The 14039-nt window shown below is 48.8% G+C and carries 13 protein-coding genes; 9 read left to right on the plus strand and 4 right to left on the minus strand.

Going from position 1 to position 14039, the window contains the following annotated elements; genetic code table 11:
• Nucleotides 1-107 precede the first annotated feature (107 nt).
• The 3 genes from GO755_RS00580 to GO755_RS00590 are packed head-to-tail and all read right to left on the minus strand — an operon-like array spanning nucleotide 108 to nucleotide 4386.
• Nucleotides 108-1034 (minus strand): ketopantoate reductase family protein, encoded by a 927-nt coding sequence (locus GO755_RS00580; protein ID WP_157582626.1) that lies wholly within the window; start codon nucleotides 1032-1034, stop codon nucleotides 108-110.
• Nucleotides 1035-1045: 11 nt separating this feature from the next.
• Nucleotides 1046-2950: a CocE/NonD family hydrolase gene (locus GO755_RS00585; RefSeq protein WP_157582627.1), complete on the minus strand. Its 1905-nt coding sequence runs from the start codon at nucleotides 2948-2950 to the stop codon at nucleotides 1046-1048.
• The gene (locus tag GO755_RS00590) at nucleotides 2947-4386 is read right to left on the minus strand and encodes an aminotransferase-like domain-containing protein (RefSeq protein ID WP_157582628.1); all 1440 of its coding nucleotides are present in this window, start codon (nucleotides 4384-4386) and stop codon (nucleotides 2947-2949) included. Before GO755_RS00590 ends, GO755_RS00585 begins: the two co-directional genes overlap by 4 nt.
• Nucleotides 4387-4584: 198 nt before the next feature.
• Here GO755_RS00590 and GO755_RS00595 point away from each other — a divergent pair, with 198 nt between their 5' ends.
• Nucleotides 4585-5784, plus strand: coding sequence for an aminotransferase class V-fold PLP-dependent enzyme (locus GO755_RS00595; protein WP_157582629.1), 1200 nt, complete (start codon nucleotides 4585-4587; stop codon nucleotides 5782-5784).
• Nucleotides 5785-5910: 126 nt separating this feature from the next.
• Here GO755_RS00595 and GO755_RS00600 read toward each other — a convergent pair whose 3' ends face one another.
• Nucleotides 5911-6381, minus strand: coding sequence for a DinB family protein (locus GO755_RS00600; RefSeq protein ID WP_157582630.1), 471 nt, complete (start codon nucleotides 6379-6381; stop codon nucleotides 5911-5913).
• A gap of 391 nt (nucleotides 6382-6772) precedes the next feature.
• On the opposite strand from GO755_RS00600, the gene GO755_RS00605 reads away from it, so the two are divergent.
• The 8 genes from GO755_RS00605 to GO755_RS00640 all read left to right on the plus strand — a co-directional run bounded on the left by GO755_RS00605 (nucleotide 6773) and on the right by GO755_RS00640 (nucleotide 13812).
• The gene (locus GO755_RS00605; RefSeq protein ID WP_157582631.1) at nucleotides 6773-7255 is read left to right on the plus strand and encodes an MSMEG_0572/Sll0783 family nitrogen starvation response protein; all 483 of its coding nucleotides are present in this window, start codon (nucleotides 6773-6775) and stop codon (nucleotides 7253-7255) included.
• Nucleotides 7256-7276: 21 nt separating this feature from the next.
• The gene (locus GO755_RS00610) at nucleotides 7277-8248 is read left to right on the plus strand and encodes a Nit6803 family nitrilase (RefSeq protein WP_157582632.1); all 972 of its coding nucleotides are present in this window, start codon (nucleotides 7277-7279) and stop codon (nucleotides 8246-8248) included.
• Nucleotides 8245-9354, plus strand: coding sequence for an MSMEG_0568 family radical SAM protein (locus GO755_RS00615; RefSeq protein WP_157582633.1), 1110 nt, complete (start codon nucleotides 8245-8247; stop codon nucleotides 9352-9354). Before GO755_RS00610 ends, GO755_RS00615 begins: the two co-directional genes overlap by 4 nt.
• 34 nt (nucleotides 9355-9388) lie before the next feature.
• On the plus strand, nucleotides 9389-9979 hold the full coding sequence (locus GO755_RS00620; protein WP_157582634.1) for an MSMEG_0567/Sll0786 family nitrogen starvation N-acetyltransferase: 591 nt from the start codon (nucleotides 9389-9391) through the stop codon (nucleotides 9977-9979).
• Nucleotides 9980-10227: 248 nt separating this feature from the next.
• On the plus strand, nucleotides 10228-11493 hold the full coding sequence (locus tag GO755_RS00625; RefSeq protein WP_157582635.1) for an MSMEG_0569 family flavin-dependent oxidoreductase: 1266 nt from the start codon (nucleotides 10228-10230) through the stop codon (nucleotides 11491-11493).
• A gap of 3 nt (nucleotides 11494-11496) precedes the next feature.
• Nucleotides 11497-12453 carry a sll0787 family AIR synthase-like protein gene (locus GO755_RS00630; RefSeq protein WP_157582636.1) on the plus strand — a complete coding sequence of 319 codons (957 nt, stop codon included), beginning with the start codon at nucleotides 11497-11499 and terminating at the stop codon, nucleotides 12451-12453.
• A 148-nt stretch (nucleotides 12454-12601) separates the two neighbouring features.
• Nucleotides 12602-12874, plus strand: a complete 273-nt coding sequence (locus GO755_RS00635) for an MSMEG_0570 family nitrogen starvation response protein (protein WP_157582637.1) — start codon at nucleotides 12602-12604, stop codon at nucleotides 12872-12874.
• A 23-nt stretch (nucleotides 12875-12897) separates the two neighbouring features.
• Complete coding sequence (locus tag GO755_RS00640) at nucleotides 12898-13812, plus strand: helix-turn-helix domain-containing protein (RefSeq protein WP_157582638.1); 915 nt, start codon at nucleotides 12898-12900, stop codon at nucleotides 13810-13812.
• Nucleotides 13813-14039 lie beyond the last annotated feature (227 nt).

Consider the following 14039-nt stretch of genomic DNA (forward strand, 5'->3'; position numbering starts at 1 on the left):
AAGAGGACAGTAGTTTAAAAATACAGGAGTTTATTTAATAAGCCAAATGAATCGTCCTGCATTACCATCCCTACCTATGCTTGCTGTAAAAACCGCGTCGAATAAGCTTATGAAACACGGTTCACGGCTGATTTCAATCGGATTAGTTCCCCCAGAAGTCGGGTCCGATTCGCTAAATTCGGTTTTTCCAACCGTTGAGCCAGATTAGCAACGGCTCCGTTCAATGTATCTATTTCAGTCTCTCGGCCATGATTAATATCGACCAGCGTCGAGATGAGCTGCCCATCTGAACGCTGACTGATGTCTAGTAATCGCTGCTCTACTTCCTGCCGATTCAGCATAATATTCACTTCCTTCGCCACAGCGACACATTCGTCGATGATCTCGCCAGCTAAAGCCAGCGCTGAGGCATTCCGGTGAAAAATACCATTATCGATCCCAAGTAGCGGACAGATGGCATTGAAGACGCAGTTCGTGATAACTTTCTCCCAGACAGCCCGTTGAATGGCAATTTCGGTTCGAAACGGAAACTGAGGTGTATTCAGTTGCTCCACAAGCGCTGCTAAACTGGATTCTTGCCCTCGGACTACCCCAATCGGCGAAGCCGCCACGGGCTTATAGCTGACCGTATGAACGGCTCGTACCTGACTGGTCGCCAGTAGCACGCACCGGTACACTTCAGGAAAATCCGCTTCCAGAAATGGCGCTTCGATGTCCAGCCCATTTTGTAGCAAAATCAGGGGGGACTGGCCCGTCTTACTACTCAAGCGTCGGGCCAAACCCTGATTGCCGAACGATTTGGTGGTCAATAAAATAAGGCCGTTCAAGGGCGCAACCTGTTCCAGCGTATGGATCGGAATGGTAGCCGAGAGAACAGTCCCATCGCTACACTCAACCATGATGGAGGCTTCAGCTTCTGAATAATTACCCTGGCGACCATGCACCAGCATTACTTCTTTACCAGCCTGCCGGAGCATAACAGCTAAGGTCATGCCGATGGCACCGACTCCGATAATATAGATAGGGGTATGCATGTGTAATTGGCTTATGGTAAGATCATTACCTCAATGGAGGAGTCACTAAAAAGGCGGTGACGGGCCGATTGAAAATCGACGGGTTGTGCTTTATAAATATTCTCCACATACGTCTGAGGGTTCCGGTCGATCAGCGGGAACCAACTGCTTTGCACCTGAATCATCACTCGATGCCCTTTTTTAAAGGTGTGGAGCATGTCCTGGAGCCGGAATGTCACATCGGTAATTTGATTCGGTGTGAAGGATTTTGGGGTTTCAAAACTATCCCGAAACCGTCCGCGTATGACATCGGCCCGAACCAGTTGCTGGTAATTTGCCAACTGCGTTTGTGAATTGGGCAGATAAGGATGATTCGGTTCGTTGGGTGGGTACACATCGATGAGTTTTACTACCCAGTCCGCATCGGTACCCGTCGTACTGACCTTTAGTCGAACGGTTATTTCCCCGCCTACGGTCAGATTTTCAGTCAGCACATCGGTTTGAAAGGTAAGTACATCGGGTCGTTCACCGGCAAATCGCTGATCGGCCGATATGTAGCTCGCCAACGCACTGAAATCCGGCTCAGCGGTAAGCGAGGCTTCGGTGTAAGGGACGGGATTCGCCGGATCACTGACATACTCCCGATAACCTGGCGTTCCAGCGGGCTGTGTCGTTAGCTGGCCAGTAGGGGTTAAATACCAGCGTAATCGATGACTGTCCGACGATGGCCAGTTGGTAAATATTCGCCAATTTTTTTTGCCCGTGTCGAACAGACAGATTTTGGGTAACCCGGTATTTCCATCGCCAGCGCCTTTCAGGTAATGGTGAAAGAAAGGCGCTTCTAACGTACGCTGGTAGTAGGTCGCCAGACTATCGCCAAAATAGAGATCGTTGTGAAGCGTATGGCCAGTTTCTTCTGACCAGCCTCGGTGACCAAACGGCCCCATCACCAACATCGGACGCGCCTGCGGACTATGTTGTTTGAGCGTTTTGTAGATACTCAATGGCCCGTATAAGTCTTCGGCGTCGAACCAGCCCCCTACGACCAGTACGGCAGGCCGAATCTTTCGGAGGTGGGGGAGGATGTTTCGTTTCTGCCAGAAGGCATCGTAATTGGGGTGTTCCACCGTTTGTTGCCAAAACACATTTCGGGCTAAATAGGCCTTTGCGTTTGCTAAGGGACCCAACCGTTGATGCCACGCAAACTCCGTCTGTTTTCCCGTTTGAATCCAGTCCTTGAAGAACCAGGGCTTTGTGGTTGGACCAGTTGGCCCGTCACCAAACAGCGGGTAGGCCAGCAAAGCGACCTGTGTAAAGGCCCCATTGTGATGAATGTCCTCCCGAAAAAAGTCGGCAATAGGGGCTTGTGGTGAAGACGCTTTCAATGCCGGATGCGCGTTGATTGAACCCGCCATTGCGTAAAATCCTGCATAACTCATCCCCCACAACCCGACTCGACCGTTGTGATAGTGCACGTGCCGGAGTAGCCATTCAATGGTGTCATAAGTATCGGTACTTTCATCAATTGCCCTGGTCGCTGACGGCTTTCGGCGGTCGCTAACAACGGGAGTCATATTGGTCCAACGCCCTTCGGAGGCCCAGCGCCCCCGTACATCCTGATACACAAAAATGTATCCATCTGCCTGAAGCGTGGGCGAAGGCCCCAAAGCCGTTTTATACTGATCGGGACCGTAAGGTGTAACCCCAAAGCAGGTACGTTGCATCAGAAAAGGATACCTCTTGCCTGATGATACATTTCGGGGCACATAAACAGCGGTGTACAACTTAACCCCATCACGCATCGGTATCCGGTATTCCAGTTTCTGATACTGCTCGCGCACCTTATCGGCTGCGCATACAGATGCTATCAGGCATACCGACAGGCATAAGACGAAAGCTGCGGTCTGGATGGGTGTTCGCCAGGGTAGTTGTTTCATAACGCCAGTTGCTGGTGAATGAGCTGTCCGATCGTTTGCAGGCCCCAGGCGACGCGCTCGTCAAAAGGCATCCCGTAACTGAGTCGCATACAATTGGTATACTGCGGCTGAAGGCTGAATAAACTGCCTGGCAGCATACTGATTTTATAGGGCGCCAACTGATCGAGCAATTCCAATGTATTCACTCGGGCATCGACTTCAACCCACAAGGTAAAGCCACCCTGTGGTTCGCTGATACGAGTGCCATCCGGAAAGTGGTTTCGGATAGTCTGCTGGTAGCGCTGGCAGTTGCTTTTCAGTCGCTGCCGAAGCCGACGCAGGTGCAGTTCATAGCGATCGTTAGCCAGAAAATTGGCTACTGCCTGCTGGGTTATACCCGGCGAAAAGCCAGACTGATAGCGCTTTATCTGAAACAGGGTATCGTAATATCGTCCCGGAGCCACCCAGCCCACCCGGTAGCCGGGTGCCAGGGTTTTACTGAAAGAACCACACCATAAGACCAGCCCTTGTCGGTCGAAGGCTTTACAGGGAAGCGGTCGGTCTGGGGCGAAATGCAGGTCGCCATAGAGGTCATCTTCGATGAGCGGAATCTGGTAGGTTTCCAGCATTTGCACCAATCGTTGTTTGTGGGCATTCGGCATACAGCAGCCGAGGGGATTACTGAAACTGGGCACCAGCAAACAGGTTTGTACCTTGCCCGTTCGCAGATGCCCTTCCAATACGTCCAGATCAACGCCTGTCAGTGGATCGGTTGGCAGCTCAAGTACCTTCAGGCCCAGCGAGAGGATCGTCTGAAGGATACCGAAATAAACGGGGCTCTCTACGGCAACGGTATCACCCGGTTGGGTGACGGTTTTCAGACACAGGGTTAGAGCCCCCGTACAGCCTTCGGTCGTAATAATCTCCTCATCGATAAGCTGACCACCCCAGAACAGCGCATAGCGGGCAATTTGTCGACGCAGCGCAGCGTTACCGGCCATCAATTCGTACTCGATTCCACCGTGGGGTAGTTCGCGTTGGGCCTGCTGGAGAGCCTTTGTTAACTTGCTCACCGGGAGTAGGCTGGGCGCAGGTACGCTCAGTGACAAAGGAAGCCAACCGGGCTGTCGTTGCTGGCGCATTAGTCTGAGCAGTACCGACTCCTGATTAGACAGATCAGATTGATGTGCCATAGCCTGGGGCTCAGACCGGCGGGGTACCTGACCCATCCGCTCAATTAGTGTTCGAGCGTAGTAACCCGACTGCGGCCGGGCTTCTACCAATCCTTCTGCTTCCAGACAATAGTATGCCTGTTGTACGGTGTTGATGCTAACGCCAAGTTCCTGACTCAGGGTACGAACAGAAGGAAGCTTATCTCCCTCGGTTAACACACCGAGCCGCAACTTATCCCCCAACTGACGAGCTACCTGCTGATACTTGGGAATCGATACATTCATAGACTATTTTGAAGACCGTGAGAGCTGGTTTACAAAGCAAAAGTAGTGCGCTCATCTGTACGCATTACCATACAGATTTTGCGAAAGTAGCTCGTACAGTTTGATTGGATCAGTCAACCTTCGAAAAAGCAATCTGTATGGTTCTGGAACCACTAAAGTGTATCTGGTTTCGTACAGACTCATTCTCTTTTTTGCCCCATGCAAATCCAAACAACTCCCTTTCTTGATCTCGCTCGACTGCGGGCCGATACACCGGGCTGCCTCGACAACCTATTTATGAATAGTGCCGGAGCTTCCTTAATGCCTCAACCCGTTGTAACGGCCATGATGGAGTATCTTCAGCAGGAAACTCAACTAGGTGGTTACGAAGTCGAACGACTGCGAACCGGACAGATCGCCCGATTTTACGACGAGACAGCTCAGTTACTGAATACCCAACCCGGCAATATCGCCTACGCCTATAGTGCCACCGATGCCTGTATTCAGGTACTATCGGCCATACCGTTTCGCGCGGGCGATACTATTCTAACCACTACGAATGATTATGTCTCCAATCAACTGGCGTTTCTGTCTATGCAGCAACGGTTAGGTATCCGATTGCTGCGGATCAATGATCTACCCAACGGTGACCTCGATCTGACTCATTTAGAGGAATTAATTCGAATCCACCGACCAGTATTGGTGGCCGTTACCCACATTCCGACTAATTCCGGACTGGTGTTGCCGGCCGAAGAAGTAGGCAAACTCTGTCGACAATATAACGTCTGGTATCTGCTTGATGCGGCTCAATCGGCAGGGCAGTTGCCGCTCGATGTTGCCCGGATTCAGCCCGATTTTCTGATAGCAACAGGGCGTAAGTTTCTGCGTGGACCTCGCAATACGGGATTTCTGTATGTATCGGATAAGGTGCTGGAAGCCGGGTTGTCGCCATTATTTATCGACCGACGGGCGGCCACCTGGACCGGGCCGGACGCGTATGCGTTACAAACGAGCGCCCGCCGATTTGAACCGCAGGAAATCTCCCTCCTTAGCGTCGGACTGACCGAAGCCATTCGTTACGCGAATCAGGTGAGCCTGGAGGCCATTATCCAACAGAACCAACACCTGATGAACCGGCTCCGAACGGGGCTGGAACAGATCGACGGCCTGGTCTTGCTGGACCGGGGCTCCCGGCAAAGTAACCTCCTGACATTCCACACAACCCGTCAATCACTCCCTACATTGGAGGCAACCCTTAGACACGAACGTGTGATTTTCACAACACAGTATCCGCCTTCCGCCCTAATCGACTTTCAGCGAAAAGGTATAGACTGGCTGATTAGGCTGTCACCCCACTATTTTAATACGTTGGACGAAATGGATTCAGTGGTCGATTTAATCACCCGCTCGTTAAACTAATACTAACCCAAAAGCGGACTTGCTACCTTTTACTAAACATTACTTAGCTGATCCTAACGTGGTATCCAGTAAAAGGTAGCAGGTCTAAGTGAAGATTGGTATGGACGACTAAGTAGGTTACACCGATCATTCACTGAGTTTTCTGGACTTTGTTCGAATGTAATCCAGTGTGTCGGGTATCAGGCCTTGTTGACGAATCAGGGTTTGTATTTGCCCCCTATGGTGAAACGAATGATAGTTGAGTTGAAGGGCAATATCCTGTAGACTCACCGCATACTGGGCTCCATCAAACCCAATAAATTTGAGTTCAGTCGATAAATCCTCTTCCGTCCTGGCCGTTAGGTAGGCAATCCAGGGCTCTACACTACGAGTCCATTCCTGCTCCAGTTCGTCAAACGTGTAAACAGGGTCCCACCAGCTCATCTCATCCGCTTTTGGGTCACCTAAAAGTCTGGCCATCCATTTGTATTGACAGTTGATTAAATGACTAAACAGGCGCACACATTCAGTTTTGTTGGCTAGCAGATTGATTTTAGTCAGCAACTTTTTATTGGTTGCATCATTGAACCGAAACGTATCAATCAGATAATTTTTCATTGGGTTATCTAGTCAGTGGAACATAAAACTGCGCCTAACCAATCGGTCTGGCATTGGTAGGCAGCATACTATACGGTTCAAAGTCGAAGTTGAGATTACTTACCCTATCTGGTGCGGCTCACTTCCAATTACCCCACTTTTTGAAACTCCTCTTGTTTTTGGATTTTGCCTATACGCTGTTTCTGAGGCATTTCAGGAATATAGGCTCTTTTACAGGTAAAAATCTGTATTGTAATAATTATAGATTTTATAAAACAGGTTTATTTTTAATGATAAATTCCATATTTTATGTAAAAACCTCCATAAATAACTTTAAAATCAAACCTTTTCGGGGATTAATTTTGAGAAAACTTAAAAAATCAGTTTAAAATCAAACTTAATCACTTTTGTTATGCCTAAAGTTGAAACTGCCCCCAACAAGACTGGAGATTTCTTTGTCGACTATGAAGAAAAGGTGTTTGAGGATGTGAAAGCTGAGTCTGGTCAAAAGGCACTGGTAACCTTTCACACCGTCGCATTTGAAGGATCAATTGGCCTGGTTAATATCCTGACCGCAACTCGTTTGCTTCGGAAAGGCTTCGAAACGTCTATCCTGTTATATGGTCCAGGCGTTTTGCTGGGCGTTCAACGCGGGTTTCCAAAAATTGGTGATGAAGCCTTTCCTGGCCATATGGCCTACACCGATCGACTGCTAAAATTTATCGCTGAAGGCGGTAAAGTATATGCTTGCCGCTTTGCCCTACAGGCACTTTACGGCATGGGCGAACCGAACTTATTGGCAGGCATCACGCCCATTAGTCCCCTCGATGTGCTTGATATTCAACTCCTGCACCGGAAAGAAGGCGCATTTATCTTCGACACCTGGACCTTGTAAGTCTGACTAAACAGCTCTCCTATGGCCTCTAAGTCTGTTATCAAAGCTGCGGCTGCGCAATTGAAACCGGTATTGAATGATAGCCTGGCCACAACTGAAAAGATTTGTGACATGATTCGCGCAAGCGCATCGCAGGGGGCCGATATCATTGTATTTCCCGAAACGTGCGTACCGAACTATCCGTACTTTTCATTCATTCTCCCCCCTGTTTTACAAGGCCCCGATCACCTCAGGTTATATGACGAAGCGGTTGTTGTACCGGGGCCTATTACAGCGCTCGTTGCTTCTGCGGCAAAAGAATGTGGAATTGTAGTCGTACTAGGCGTCAATGAGCGGGATTATGGTACGTTGTACAATACCCAGCTTGTGTTCGATACGGATGGCCAGATTGTGTTGAAACGCCGGAAAATCACGCCCACTTATCATGAACGCATGATTTGGGGACAGGGCGATGGTAGCGGACTAAAAGCGGTTGACACGACAATAGCGCGTATCGGGGTGCTGGCCTGCTGGGAGCATTACAATCCACTGGCCCGCTATGCCTTAATGGCCGACCACGAGGAGATTCACTGTAGCCAGTTTCCGGGTTCGCTTGTGGGGCCAATCTTCGCCGATCAGATGGAAGTTACGATGCGCCATCATGCGCTGGAAAGTGGCTGTTTTGTCATCAATGCAACGGGTTGGCTCGACGATGATCAGATCAAGTCAATCACACCAGACGATAAGCTGCAAAAGGCATTGCGTGGGGGCTGCAATACCATGATCATTTCACCCGAGGGTAAACATCTGGCAACACCGATAACCGAAGGGGAAGGTATCCTGTACGCAGACCTCGACATGAAGCTGATTGATAAACGCAAGCGAATGATGGACTCGGTTGGTCATTATTCCCGACCCGAGTTACTGTCTGTAGTGGTCGACAAAACGGCTTACAGACACGTCGAAGTCAGTGATAAAAGCATAGCCATCAAGGAAAGCATGGACCAGATATGAGCAATCCAGAATTATTGACCGAACTACAGGCGTATGGATTACGGCTGGACGGATTCGCTGACAAGGGTGGCCGAAAAGGAGGAGCTGGCCCAACCGATCATAAAGCCGTTCGACTGGGCGACGCCACGATTATGGTACCTGTCCATAATTCAGCTTCTTTACGCTCGCCCTATTCCGCCGAAGAACCAAACCTGCTGGGCGTTTCAAAACTTTCCAAAAATGGCGAGTTTGTCGGAATGATCGTATTTCCAAAACAACCTAAGTTCTATTCGTACACAACCTCCGATGGTGTTCCGTTCTGGAAAATTGCGCAGCTTCATAGCCATAACGTGCTGGCTACGACCGTCCTACAGAACTGTGTGCGCTACGGCGATAAGGAAACCTCCTGTCAGTTTTGCGCTATTGGCGAGTCGCTAAAACTGAAAAGGACCATCTCGTATAAGCGCCCGTTTCAGTTGGCCGAAGTGGCCAAAGCGGCTGTCGAGTTGGATGGTATCGAGCAGTTTGTGTTAACGACGGGTACACCCTCGACGCCCGATCGCGGGGCTAAGGTGCTTTGTGAAAGTGTCAGAGCCATCAAGGCGAGCGTTGATATCCCGATTCAGGTTCAATGTGAACCACCCGCTGATTTCGTCTGGTTCGAACGGCTGAAAGAAGCAGGTGCCGATGCGCTGGGTATGCATCTGGAAGCAGTGGAAGAGGCCGTCCGCCAACGGATAATGCCGGGCAAGGCTGAAGTTTCGGTCAGTTACTACATGGAAGCCTTCAAAGCTGCGGTCGAGGTGTTTGGCCGAGGTCAGGTCTCGACTTATCTGCTGGCCGGGCTGGGCGATTCCGAAGAAGCGCTCATCAACATCAGTCGCGAGTTGGTCGATATTGGGGTTTATCCGTTTGTGGTGCCGTTTGTTCCCGTGGGTGGTACGCCGTTGGAAAACCACCCAACCCCCAACAAAGATTTCATGCAACGCGTCCTCTCCGAAGTAGGCAGCATCATTGCCGAAGGGGAAATCACCTCGAACAAAATGAAAGCAGGTTGCGCGAAGTGTGGTGCGTGTTCAACCCTGAAATCGTTCGAGAAAATGGCCAAAACGATGGCCTTTGCATAAGAATTGACAGTCAATCCAAAACCTTGCATGTCCCATGATTATTGAAAAACCAACCGAGTATAGAGCAAGTCATATTACGTTTGATTTTGCCCAAGATTCCTGGCAGATCAATCAATACTGGGACTTGCGTCGGCAGATTTTTTGCGAGGAGCAGCAGATCTTTACCGGATCGGACCGCGATTCCATTGACGACAAGGCCTTGCCAATTATCGCCGAAAGTAGTTACACTGGCTTTCTGGATCAGGTTGTTGGCATTGTACGCATCGACGAACGAAGTCCGGGCGTTTGGTGGGGTGGCCGACTGGGCGTAGCCAAATCGTACCGAAAGCTCGCTCGATTTCAGACTTCGGGCCTTTTCAACGATCAGCATCCGATTTACCCCTTTACCCAAACGATAGGCGGAGCCCTGATTTTCAAGGCCGTATCAACTGCACTCACGCTCGGCTGCCGGGAGTTCTATGCGTATGTGCAGGAACAGAACGTAACATTTTTCAATCGAATGCACTGGCAAACCGGTGATCCACTGCATGTTTTCGGGAAACTGCATTATCACATGAAATGCGATCTCGAATTCTATACCCCTTCGCAAAAGTCATTGTACCAACTTAAGTGCATTGTAAGCTAAGTCTGCTGGTATTTACTGGCCAAAGCCGTAGGCTTGACCAATGTTGTAACCCCCGGATTTATTCGGGGACCAGACGATGGATCGATAACAAAGTCCCGTAGGGATGGCCGATATCAATCTTTGTTCGCAACTCCTCTGCCGATTCCCCCGAATAAATTCGGGAGCTATAACATCGACCGTCCGCGGCTGCGGTCAAGCCTATGGGCTTTACTATACTTTATGATGTACTTACTACCTACTATAAAAATATGAAAACTCAATATGAAGTAATCGTAATTGGAGCGGGACAGGCTGGCCTCTCTATGAGTTACTTATTGAAACAACAGGGAATTGACCACGTCGTGTTCGAGAAGAAACGTATCTCCGATTCCTGGAGAAGTTACCGCTGGGACACATTCTGCCTGGTCACGCCCAACTGGCAATGTAACTTGCCCGGCTATTCGTACTCCGGCAATGATCCTTATGGGTTTATGGTTAAAGACGAGATTGTGGACTTTTTGGAAGGTTATGCCGCCAGTTTTAATCCACCAGTAAAAGAGGGCGTCGAAGTTCTGGCCGTTTCCAAGGAACCACTGACCGATTCGTTCACCGTCCTGACCAATGAAGGTGTCTACACCGCCAATCAGGTAGTTGTCTGTATTGGTAATTTTCACTCGGCACCCTTGCCGAAACTGGCCGAAAAATTTCCGACGTATATAGAGCAAGTTCATTCAGCTCATTATAAGAATCCAGAAAGTTTGCCAGCGGGCGATGTGCTGGTTGTGGGAACTGGGCAGTCGGGCGCGCAAATTGCTGAAGACTTACATCTGGCAGGTCGAAACGTGCACTTGTGTGTCGGTAAAGCGCCCCGCTGTGCACGGCTGTATCGGGGGAAAGATGTTGTGGAATGGCTGGATATGATGAAGTACTACGACATTCCGGTCGACAAACACCCGGAAGGCGAAAACGTACGCGAAAAAACCAACCATTACGTAACCGGGCGCGATGGTGGCCGTGAAATCGACCTGCGTAAGTTCGCCCTCGAAGGCATGAAGCTCTATGGAGTACTCAATGACGCAAACGACTCCGAACTGGTTTTTGCCTCCAATCTGAAGGAGCATCTTGACTATGCCGATAAGGTATCGGAAAATATCAAAAAGCGAATCGACCAGTACATTCTCGATAACCAGATCGATGCCCCTGTCGAACCGACTTATGTTCCGGTCTGGGAACCTGCCGACGAAGTGACCTCTGTACTACTTGAAAATACCAACATTACTTCTGTTGTGTGGTGCATCGGCTTTGGCATGGATTATTCCTGGCTCAAACTACCCGTGATGAATGAACGAGGACATCCTGTTCACCAGCGGGGCCTTACGGAAGTTGATGGTCTGTATTTTCTGGGGCTGACCTGGCAAAACACCTGGGGCTCGGCGCGGTTTTCGGGCGTGGGTAAAGATGCCGAATACTTACTGGAAAGTATTGAGAAAAACCTGCCAGCGACCGTTTCTGTTCTGAATTCAACCGAAGCCTAATCTATGTTGCAACGTATCATAGAGCAGGTACTCAGTCAGCGTTCGGTACGTGATAAACTTGCCATTGATCAGACCTATTCAACCCTTGGCGATTATGTTTCGTACCAGGATCCGTTTGATCGAAGCGAACACCAAATTTTCCTCGGCGATGATTGCGCTGTGATTCCCGATGGCCACGGCGATCACCTTCTGTTTTCTTCCGAAGGAATCATTACGAGTTTTCTGGAGGCTGCGCCTTGGTTTGCGGGTTATTCATCCATTATGGTCAATATCAGCGACATCTGTTCGATGGGTGGTTTGCCAATGGCGGTAACGGATGTTTTATGGTTAAAAGACCAGGAACAGGGCACTTTGATCTGGGAAGGCATGATGGCTGCTTCGATAGCTTACGGAGTCCCCATCGTTGGTGGGCATACCTGTTATCATACCGAGAGTCGTCATCTTGCGGTTTCGATACTTGGTAAGGCGAAAAAATTGTTAGAAAGTAAAGCGGCCCGGCAATCCGAAACGTTACTAATGGCCGTAGATATGAATGGGAGTTATTACCAGAATTACCCCTTCTGGAATGCATCGACGACGGCCGATCCGGCTCATCTTCGGGCTAACCTGTCGCTCATGTACGAGCTGGCTAACCGGGGGCTTTCGGTAGCAGCCAAAGATATCAGTATGGGGGGCATTATTGGTACCCTCGCCATGTTCGTGAAAGCCTCGGGCGTTGGTGCAGAACTGTACCTGGATCAGATTCCCAAACCTGAGGGTGTCGATTGGGAAAAGTGGCTGGTTAGCTTTCCGAGTTTCGGCTATTTGTTTACCTGTAAACCCGGCGATGAAAATACATGCATTGATTTGTTTACATCACATACTATTCAGTGCAACGCTATCGGAAATATCATTGAAAATCAGCAAATTGTAGTGCATATGGGGGAAGGGCAATCAATTATTAGCTTAAAAACTGTTTAAAATTTCCTAAGCAGTAATTTTTGTCATGCTGACGAAGGAAGCATCTTACAGGCATCCTTACTAGCTTGTCAAGAAACTTTAAGATGCTTCCTTCGTCAGCATGACAAAATCGGATTCCAAAGAAAAACTTAAACAATCAACGTAAATCATGCCAGAAGTCAACGTAACTATTGAATGGCCAGATAAACAGAAGGACAGTATTTACTCGCCTTCAACTGTGCTGCTTCAATATATAAAATCAGGAGATTCCCTGTCGATTCAGGATTTCGACGAGCGAATCTCACAAGCTTTACAACTGGCGAGTCAGCGTGTTTACGAACGTTATGGTTTCGAATGCACATCGGCGATGGGCGAGTTAGCCCGGTTAAAAGCACGAATAGCGACTATCAATGATAAGAATCAACTGATAAAAGTTCTTTAAGCCTGCCTTACCAGAAGCTATCCATGATAAAAAAAGACATTCCAGTTTACAGCATCGACAAGCTATCCCTTTTCAAACAAAAGGACATACAGATCAGTCGGTTTGCTCCCTATCTGGCTGTCCATAAAAATCTGCATCTGGCCCACAAGCACGACTTTTATCATTTGATTCTGTTTCTGGAAGGTGGGGGTACCCACGACATTGATTTTCACACGTTTCCGGTACGCCCTTATCAGATTTATTTCATGATTCCGGGGCAGGTTCACAGCTGGAGTTTTGAAGGCCCTGTCGATGGGTATGTCATCAATTTCTCCGGCTCCTTCTTTCATTCGTTTCTGGCACGAGCCGATTTCCTGAGTCAGTTCTCGTTTTTTAATGGAATCGTTGACGATTCGGTTATCGATATTCCAGAGGAAATCCAGCCAAAAGTAAAGCACTATTTTGAAGCCCTTTTGAAAGAAAGTGATACCGATTCTACGTTCGGACTGGATATGGTTCGGGCACTATTGATTCAATTATTCATCACGATACATAGAATTAGTGACGCAGAAAAAAGTGGCAAAACGTCTCTGCACAATTATGCCATCCTCAAGAATTTTCAAAAGCTTATTGAGGCCAATTATAACACGTTGCGATTGCCGAAAGAATACGCTGAAAAACTCTTTTTAACGCCTAACTACCTCAATACAATTTGCCGTCAGCTCATGGGTGTTTCATCCGGCGAAGTCATCCGAATCCGAATCGTGATGGAAGCCAAAAGGCAGCTCGTTAATCTGGACTTAACTGTTGCCGAAATCGCCTACAACCTCAACTTTGAAGACACGTCCTACTTTACCAAGTTCTTCAAAAAGCAGGCTGGCGTTACGCCGAAAGAATTTCGGGAAGCAGAAATCAAACGGGTCAACAGAGCCAATAGCCGGCTTGGGTCAATCACTTAACCCGACTCCATTGCTAGCCATCAGTAGGCTTTTGAGGTAAGATTATTCCAACTAGTAAGCCCGACGCCCACTTCTGGCTTAACTCCTGCGCTAATTGCTGTAATTATTCAGTGAACGATTTGGGAAAAACTGATTGGCCTCCGGCTTTAATCAGGGTTAATAACTCTTATTTTTACGCAGTTAAAACCCAACCTTATCCTGCCCCACTGATTAACGTTCTGCAAGGC

The sequence above is a fragment of the Spirosoma arboris genome (genome assembly GCF_009754945.1).
GTDB classification, from domain to species: Bacteria; Bacteroidota; Bacteroidia; order Cytophagales; family Spirosomataceae; genus Spirosoma; species Spirosoma arboris.